Here is a 7,819-nt window from a genome sequence, read left to right as displayed (position 1 = left end):
CGCGCCCAATGATGAGCGCTGCCGCAAGCCTCCATGCCCACCAGGCACGGCGGCAACTGTGCGAAAAACTTCTCGACCGAGGCTCGCTTGAGCTGGCGCCTCACCACCACAGCTCCCGACGCGTCAATCCCGTGGACTTGAAAAACGTTCTTCGCCAGATCAACCCCAATCGTGCTAATCTTCGTCATGGACGGCTCCCTTTGTCTGGTTCGACTCAACATCACCAGTCTGGCACACCGATGCCGTTCGGGGGCCGTCCATCCCATCATTGCGAGGAGCTCTTGCGACGAAGCAATCCAGGCTGCCTCCGCGGCAAGATTCTGCATTGCTTCCGCTTCGCCAAAGGCTTCGGCGGACAAGTCGCTTCGCTCGCAATGACGACCGCGGCTATCGCCCCTCACTGCCCCATCAAACGATCCGCGAAATACCCGATGGTCTTCCTATAGACCACTGCCCTGTTCCACTCGCGCATCGCTTCGAAATTGGCGGTGCCTTCGCCGTAGGGCTGGCCCATCTTGAAGCCGCTGGTGTGGAGCAGGTTCGCGGTCGAGGCGAGCACGTCGGCGACGCTGTGGCGGAGGTCGACATGGCCGTCCCCGTCGAAATCGACGCCGTATTTGATGTAGGACGATGGCAGGAACTGGGTCTGGCCGATCTCGCCGGCATAGGCGCCGATGAGGTCGCGCAGCGGCAGGTCGCCGCGCTGCACGATCTTGAGCGCGGCGAGCAGCTCGCCCTGGAACAGATCGGTGCGGCGGCAGTCATGCGCGAGCGTCGCCAGCGTCTTGATCACCGGCAGCTTGCCGGTGTCGCCCTTGCCGAAATCGCTCTCCAATCCCCAGATCGCGACCAGGATGTAGCGCGGCACGCCGAACTGCTGCTCGATGCGCGAGAGCAGCACCGCATGGCGCTGGAGCAGCGCCCGCCCGCCATTGATGCGGCCGGGGCCGACGCGGGTCGAGACGTACTGCTCAAAACTCTTATTGAAGGTGTGGCGCTGGCGGCGGTCGAAGGCGAGCACGGCGCCATCGGGGGTCACACCGTTGAGCGCCGCATTGGTCACGCTTACCGAGACGCCGGCTCCTTGCGCTTCTGACGCCATGGTTGCGACAAAGCTATTGAAGTCGCCGCCGCAGCGCGCGGCCTGCGCCGACCCGGCCAGACAAACGACGAACGCGGCGGCAAGAAGCAGTCTCAGCATGTGGAGCAATCCCCCAAAAATCCCGGCGTGAAGCGGCGCGGATCATGCCCGGGAAAGCGGGAACCGTCAAAGCGGCGCGCTTGATCCGCATCAACTTGTCTCGCGCCCTGCTTTCTAGATTGCAGCGAACAGGAAAGCCGCCCAGGAGACTGCCAATGACCGGAATTACCTTGACCGCCGAGCAGATCCGCAATGCCCCCGCACCGGTGCGGCAATGGATCGAGCAGGAGGTAATCGCCGCGTTCGGCCTCGCGCCGCGGACGCCGGCCGCCGCCCCGACGCAGGCCGCCCATCTCGTCGCCTGTAGTGTGGAGGACATGGCCAGCGTGCTCGAGCACATCCGCGGCGTATTTCCCGCGGTGAACGTGCTGTTCGAGCTCGGCCGTCCCGGCGTCAGCTTCGGCCAGCCCGCGGTGATCATGGTCCGCCTGATGGACATCCTGCACCACACGCGACTTCAGGACGTTGGCCAGGTCATAACCTGCCTGGAGATGATCAACCAAGCGCTGACCGAGGTGAAGAAGGATCCGTCGGTGTGGTTTTGCGATTTCGACAATGAGGGCCACTGCCTGATCGCACCGCAGACGCAAGTGAGCATCGCAACGCTGTGGCAGACCATGATGGAGCGCCAGCAGGCGGCGCAGGAGCGCGAGGCCGACAGCCGGGTTGCGCCGGCGGCGTGAGATAAAGGGCGGCGGACACCCCGGTCATTTCGGGGCGCGTCGCAAGGACGAACGAGAAACTAGCCGCTATGATGCCAATGGTCGGACGACGCGTTCGGCTTCTGCGTCAAGTGCCCGTGAGGCAATCACCCATGTCCCACCGCCAGCGGCCTCCTCATCCACCTCGCCGCGCCCTCCTCCGCATCCCCCTCTTCCGCCTGCTCGCCATCAACCTCGCGATCGGCGCCTGCGCTGCGGCGCTGCTCGTCGGCGGACTGCTCTGGCTCAATCCCGGACATCTGCGCGAGCTGATCTTCGCCGACCGTTCGCCCGGCATCGCGCTTGCGCTGCTGCTCGCATCCTTCCTCATCACCTTCGGCTCCGCCGCGATGGGCAGCGCGATCATGGCGCAGGGTCGCAAGGAAGAGCGCAGCGGACACGACGGCGGACACGGATCGCGGCTCGCCGCGCAGGAACTTGCGCCGCGCAGGCGCACACCTTGAGATATGCGCAGGACGGTGGAACTCGCTTTTGCACATCGGATCACAGCACATCATCTGCACGCTGGCGGGAAGGCGTGCAGGTTGGCGCACTTCGCTACAAAGCACTCCAGTCGCGCCGCGTTGCGACGGCCGGAGAGGTGAACAAAGTGATTGAATGATCCAAGCAATTGTTGCGACGCGCACCAAAACCGAATGCCGCGACCAGCGCATATCTGATCCACCCGCTGCGACATCAAAGCCGCAATGATTTGCCTTGCCATCGCATGGCGCGTTATATAGAATTCTATTTTAGGTTGTCGCCCCGCCAGCCCCGGGCGACACTGAAGACCAAAAATAAACGGCGGGCTTTTCGGCCCGCCGTTTATTGAGGCTGAGGGTCGCGGCAGGCGCTTGGCAATCGCGGCTCCATTGTTGGCCAATCTAACCCTCCGGCGCGACGCTGATGTCGACAGCCGCCGAAGTCATTTGACTGCGGCCCCCTGATCGACGACAAGCCGCCATGGCAAAAAAACCCGGAACCAATCCCAAAGGCGAGTTCGCCTTTTTCAACGTCGTCTATGAAGACGGCTCACAACGCTCCAATCGCCGCGTGCCCACTGAGCTGCTCGGCGGTCTCGACGGCGACGAGCCTGCGCGCGGTTTCATCATGGAGCAGGACCGCGAGATCGCCGAGAAGTCCGGTCGGCCCGCGCTCGAGATCAAGCGGATCGAGCGGGTCGGCGCGAAGAAGAAGTAGGCCTTCAGCTTCTCCACGTCATTGCGAGCGCAGCGAAGCAATCCAGAAATGCCTCTGCGGAAAGACTCTGGATTGCTTCGCTGCGCTCGCAATGACGACAAAACAAAAACGGCGGGCCAACGCCCGCCGTTTTGCTTTGGATCGCTGCCTACGATCAATTATCCAAGAAGCTCCGCAGCTTCCGGCTCCTTGATGGATGCTTCAGCTTGCGCAGCGCTTTCGCCTCGATCTGGCGAATGCGTTCGCGCGTCACCGAGAACTGCTGGCCGACTTCTTCCAGCGTGTGGTCGGTGTTCATGCCGATGCCGAAGCGCATGCGCAGGACGCGCTCTTCGCGCGGGGTGAGCGAGGCCAACACGCGCGTGGTGGTCTCGCGCAGGTTGGACTGGATCGCGGCGTCGATCGGCAGGATCGCGTTCTTGTCCTCGATGAAATCGCCGAGGTGTGAATCCTCTTCGTCACCGACCGGCGTCTCCAGCGACAGCGGCTCCTTGGCGATCTTGAGGACCTTGCGGACCTTCTCCAAGGGCATGCCGAGCTTCTCGGCCAGCTCTTCCGGGGTCGGCTCGCGGCCGATCTCGTTGAGCATCTGGCGGGACGTGCGCACGATCTTGTTGATCGTCTCGATCATGTGCACGGGGATGCGGATGGTGCGCGCCTGGTCGGCGATCGAGCGGGTGATCGCCTGCCGGATCCACCACGTGGCGTAGGTCGAGAACTTGTAGCCGCGGCGATACTCGAACTTGTCGACCGCCTTCATCAGGCCGATGTTGCCTTCCTGGATCAGGTCGAGGAACTGCAGGCCGCGGTTGGTGTACTTCTTGGCGATCGAGATCACGAGACGGAGGTTGGCTTCCACCATCTCCTTCTTGGCCTGGCGTGCTTCGCGCTCGCCCTTCTGCACGGAGTGCACGATCTTGCGAAATTCGACGATCTCGAGGCCGGTCAGGGCTGCGAGCTGATGCACCTCGTGGCGGAGGTCCTTGATGCGATCCTTCTCGTGATGGACGAAGTTCTTCCAGCCCTTGGCCGACAGTTTTGAGACCCGGTTGAGCCAGCGCGGGTCCAATTCAGAACCGGTGTAGTTGCGCAAAAAGTCTTCGCGCGCGACGCCATGGCTGTCTGCAAGACGCATCAGGCGACCCTCGTGCGAGACGAGGCGCTTGTTGATGTCGTAGAGCTGCTCGACGAGCGAGTCGATGCGGGCCTGGTTGAGGCGCAGCGACTTCACCTCGACGATGATCTCGTCCTTCAGCTTCTTGTACTTGCGCTCCTGGTGCGGTGAGAGCGACTCGTTCTGGAGCTGGTTCTGGATGTCCTGCTCCTGAAGCTTGCGCAGCTTCTTGTAGCTGTCGGCGATCTTGTCGAAGATCTCGACCACCTTCGGCTTGAGCTCGGCCTCGATTGCCGCAAGCGACATCTGGTTCTCGAACTCGTCGTCGTCCATGTCGGCTTCGGCGGCGGCCTCGCCCGGATCCTTCTCCTCGCCGGCCTCGGTGCCGCCGGCGGCAGGCGCAGCGCGGAACGGGGTCGGCGACGGGGGCGCCGCGGGCGGCGCCACGTGCGCGGGCGCAGCTGTGGACGCGGTGGCCTCGCCACCTTCGGTCGACGCTTCGCTGCCCTCGCCGTTCGGCCCGGCAATCATCGCGGTGTTCATGCCGCCCTTGGCGTCGGGGCCGGCATAGGTCGCTTCGAGATCGATGATGTCGCGGAGGAAGATCTTGCCTTCGTTGAGCTCGTCGCGCCAGATGATGATGGCCTGGAAGGTCAGCGGGCTTTCGCAGAGCCCTGCGATCATCGCCTCGCGGCCGGCCTCGATGCGCTTGGCAATGGCGATTTCGCCTTCGCGGGACAGCAGCTCGACCGTGCCCATCTCGCGCAGATACATGCGCACGGGATCGTCGGTGCGCTCGCCCGGCTCGCTCTTCTTGACCTCGGTGACGGCCTTCTGGGTGACCTCGACGAGCTCGTTATCGGTCTCGTCGTCGGCCTCGTCCTTCTCGTCCTCGCCTTCGGTGTCGTCGGCTTCGGTGACGTTGATGCCCATGTCCGAGAGCATCGACATGATGTCCTCGATCTGTTCGGGCGAGGTCTGGTCGGACGGCAAGACTTCGTTGAGCTGATCGAAGGTCACGAAGCCGCGCTTCTTGGCCTGCTTGATCATCTTCTTCACGGCGGCGTCGGACAGGTCGAGCAAGGGCGAGGGCGCGTCCTGGGAGTCCTTCTCCGGCGCATCCGCTGCCTTGTCGTCTTTTTCCTTGTCCTTCGCCTGCAGCGTCTTTGCCTTGGTGGCCATCCATTGCTCCTAAACGCGCTTCAATGCAGACGGCGCGCCCCGCCTGCCTGAATTCACATGAACCTGTTGCTCGACGCTCTCGCTTCGGCAGCTCTCGACACGGAAAGGGCGGCGCACATGTCTCTCGCCACCCCCAACTTTCTCTCGCCGGATTTGCCTAACGCTTCGTGAGCCTCTTTGCCGCAGCGGATGCAGGTGTAGTGCCAACAGTGTTCGCGCGGATTCATTCCTGACGCGTCTGTTCTGCCTGCGGCCGCCTCTGGGCCAAAGTGCTACAAGACCGTTAAGCCTCGATTAACCCTGTTTTTGCCGCCAAACCCAGGATTTGGCGAGTCTTTTAGCGGTTTCGGCCGCGGCCGTCCGCATGATTCTTCATCACATGCTCTTCTGGAGCCGGCCCGACAGCTCACCAAAACCCTCGATCAGGGCCTCGGTACCGTCGACTTCGCCTATCCGAGCCTTGACGTCACGCAGCCATGCCAAATTGGCCTCGCTGGGGTCCTCCCCCAAGGCCAGCTCGGCGTCTTTCAGCTCTCTAAGTAGTGAATGCCATTGCCGATGCAAGGCAACCAGCTGATGCCAGGTGGCAAGAACGTCGTCCCGCGCCGCGCCCTCGCGGGCGCCCCACACCGCCGCGGTCGTGATACCGCTCTCAACCCTTTGAAGAGTTTGAGAAAATCCGCCCTTTTCGAGGTCGCCGCGCATCTTCTCGGCCTGCTCGCCGGGGTCCGCTGAGTGGTGATGGTCGTTGGCAAAGGCGGCGATGATGCCGGCCCGGAGCTTATGGGCTTCGGGATGGGCCAGCTCCAGGGCGGCCACCTCCTCGAGGTGCTCATGCAGCAGCCAGGGGTGGTTGATCAGGCATTGCAGGATCAGGGCCTCCCGGCGGGAGATGGCGCTGCGCTGGCCGCGCATGATCGGGCTTGCCGCCAGCTGGGGGCTCGCCGCCTGGTAGGGACCCGAGGGCAGCGGCACGGGGCCGGGCGGGCCGCGGCGGCCTCCACCAAATCCCTGGCCGCCGAATCGATTCGCACCTCCCCCACCCCTCGGCTGGAAGGACCGGCCGGAATTGCCGCGGAAATTGCCCCGGCCGCCGAAGCCGCCGCGCCCGCCCTCGGGGGCAAAGGTGCGCTGCAGCCGGTCGGCGAAGTCGTCGCGGTAATAGCGCCGCACCACCTCGTCGCGGATGCCGTTGGACAGCTCCTTGATGCGCGCCTCCAGCGCGGCGCGGCGCTCGGGCGTGGCGAAATTGCCGCCTTCGAGCTCGCGCGACCAGATCATGTCGGCGAGCGGACGCGCCGCCGCGATCACCTCCTCGATCGCGCCGCGCCCACCCGAGCGCACGAGATCGTCGGGGTCCTGCCCTTCCGGCAGCAGCGCAAAGCGCAAGCTCTTGCCGGGTGCGAGGAAGGGCAGCGCGAGGTCGGCGGCGCGATACGCCGCCTTTTGTCCGGCGCGATCGCCGTCGAAGCAGAGGATCGGCTCGTCCGCCATCTTCCAGAGCAGCGCGAGCTGGCTTTCGGTGAGCGCGGTGCCGAGCGGCGCGACGGCGCCTGCGAAGCCCGCGGTGACCATGGCGATGACGTCGACATAACCTTCGACCACGATCAGCGGCGCGCCGTTGTGGGATGCGGCGCGGGCCGTCTGGTGATTGTAGAGATTGTCGCCCTTGTGGAAGAGCGGCGTCTCCGGCGAGTTCAGATATTTGGCCGGAACGTCCTTCTCCAGCGCGCGCCCGCCGAAGGCGATGACGCGGCCGCGCAAATCGGTGATCGGAAACATCACGCGGTCGCGGAAGCGATCGTACGGCACGGGAATGTCGTCGCCGCCAATCAAGAGGCCGGTCTCGACCATGTCGTCGACGGAGACGCCGAGCTTGCCGAGATGCTCCTTCAGCGCGAAGCGGTCGGGCGAAGCATAGCCGAGGCGGAACTGCAATTGCGTTGCGGGTGAGATGGCGCGGTCGGCGAGATAGCCGCGCGCTTTCGCCCCCACGCGCGAGGCCAGCGTCTCCGCAAAGAATTTTGCCGCAAGATCCATGACGTCATGCAACGATTTGCGCCGCTGCTCATACCGGGCCGCATCGGGCGTCACCGCCGGCAGCGGCAGGCCCGCCATGCCCGCGAGCCGCTCGACGGCCTCCGCGAACGGCACGCCATCGGTCTCCATCACGAAGGTGATGATGTCGCCGTGCTTGCCGGAGGAGAAGTCGTGGTAAAAGCCCTTCTGGTCGTTGACGTAGAAGGACGGCGTCTTCTCCTGCTGGAACGGCGACAGCCCCTTCCACTCCCGCCCCGCCTTCTTCAGCTTGACGCGCTTGCCCACGACTTCGGAGACCGAAAGCCGGGCACGAAGCTCGTCGAGGAATTGAGGCGTGAAGCGCATGGCGTGTGTGTAGCGCGAAACCGGGTGAGTCGGGCG

General features: G+C 64.2%; 6 protein-coding genes and 1 pseudogene. 3 read left to right on the top strand and 4 right to left on the bottom strand.

Annotated features, from left to right (window positions below; all coding sequences use genetic code 11):
* Positions 1-188 (bottom strand): annotated as a pseudogene (locus BLV07_RS43565) (IS110 family transposase); the annotation flags it as partial.
* Between the two features lie 209 nt (positions 189-397).
* Positions 398-1,201 carry a lytic murein transglycosylase gene (locus BLV07_RS43560; RefSeq protein WP_091898789.1) on the bottom strand — a complete coding sequence of 268 codons (804 nt, stop codon included), beginning with the start codon at positions 1,199-1,201 and terminating at the stop codon, positions 398-400.
* 155 nt (positions 1,202-1,356) lie between these two features.
* On the opposite strand from BLV07_RS43560, the gene BLV07_RS43555 reads away from it, so the two are divergent.
* From BLV07_RS43555 to BLV07_RS43545, 3 genes are all read left to right on the top strand, one after another.
* The gene (locus tag BLV07_RS43555) at positions 1,357-1,884 is read left to right on the top strand and encodes a hypothetical protein (RefSeq protein ID WP_091898787.1); all 528 of its coding nucleotides are present in this window, start codon (positions 1,357-1,359) and stop codon (positions 1,882-1,884) included.
* A 131-nt stretch (positions 1,885-2,015) separates the two neighbouring features.
* Positions 2,016-2,366, top strand: coding sequence for a hypothetical protein (locus tag BLV07_RS43550; RefSeq protein WP_091898785.1), 351 nt, complete (start codon positions 2,016-2,018; stop codon positions 2,364-2,366).
* 499 nt (positions 2,367-2,865) lie between these two features.
* Positions 2,866-3,102 (top strand): hypothetical protein, encoded by a 237-nt coding sequence (locus BLV07_RS43545; protein ID WP_091898783.1) that lies wholly within the window; start codon positions 2,866-2,868, stop codon positions 3,100-3,102.
* A gap of 154 nt (positions 3,103-3,256) precedes the next feature.
* Here BLV07_RS43545 and rpoD read toward each other — a convergent pair whose 3' ends face one another.
* Positions 3,257-5,398, bottom strand: a complete 2,142-nt coding sequence (gene rpoD / locus BLV07_RS43540) for an RNA polymerase sigma factor RpoD (RefSeq protein ID WP_091898781.1) — start codon at positions 5,396-5,398, stop codon at positions 3,257-3,259.
* Between the two features lie 375 nt (positions 5,399-5,773).
* The gene (gene dnaG / locus BLV07_RS43535; RefSeq protein WP_091898779.1) at positions 5,774-7,783 is read right to left on the bottom strand and encodes a DNA primase; all 2,010 of its coding nucleotides are present in this window, start codon (positions 7,781-7,783) and stop codon (positions 5,774-5,776) included.
* Between the last annotated feature and the right edge of the window lie 36 nt (positions 7,784-7,819).

Source organism: Bradyrhizobium sp. Rc2d, from assembly GCF_900099855.1.
GTDB lineage: Bacteria > Pseudomonadota > Alphaproteobacteria > Rhizobiales > Xanthobacteraceae > Bradyrhizobium.
Note: the sequence above shows the minus strand (reverse complement) of the source record. Positions and strands in the feature narration are given on the sequence as shown.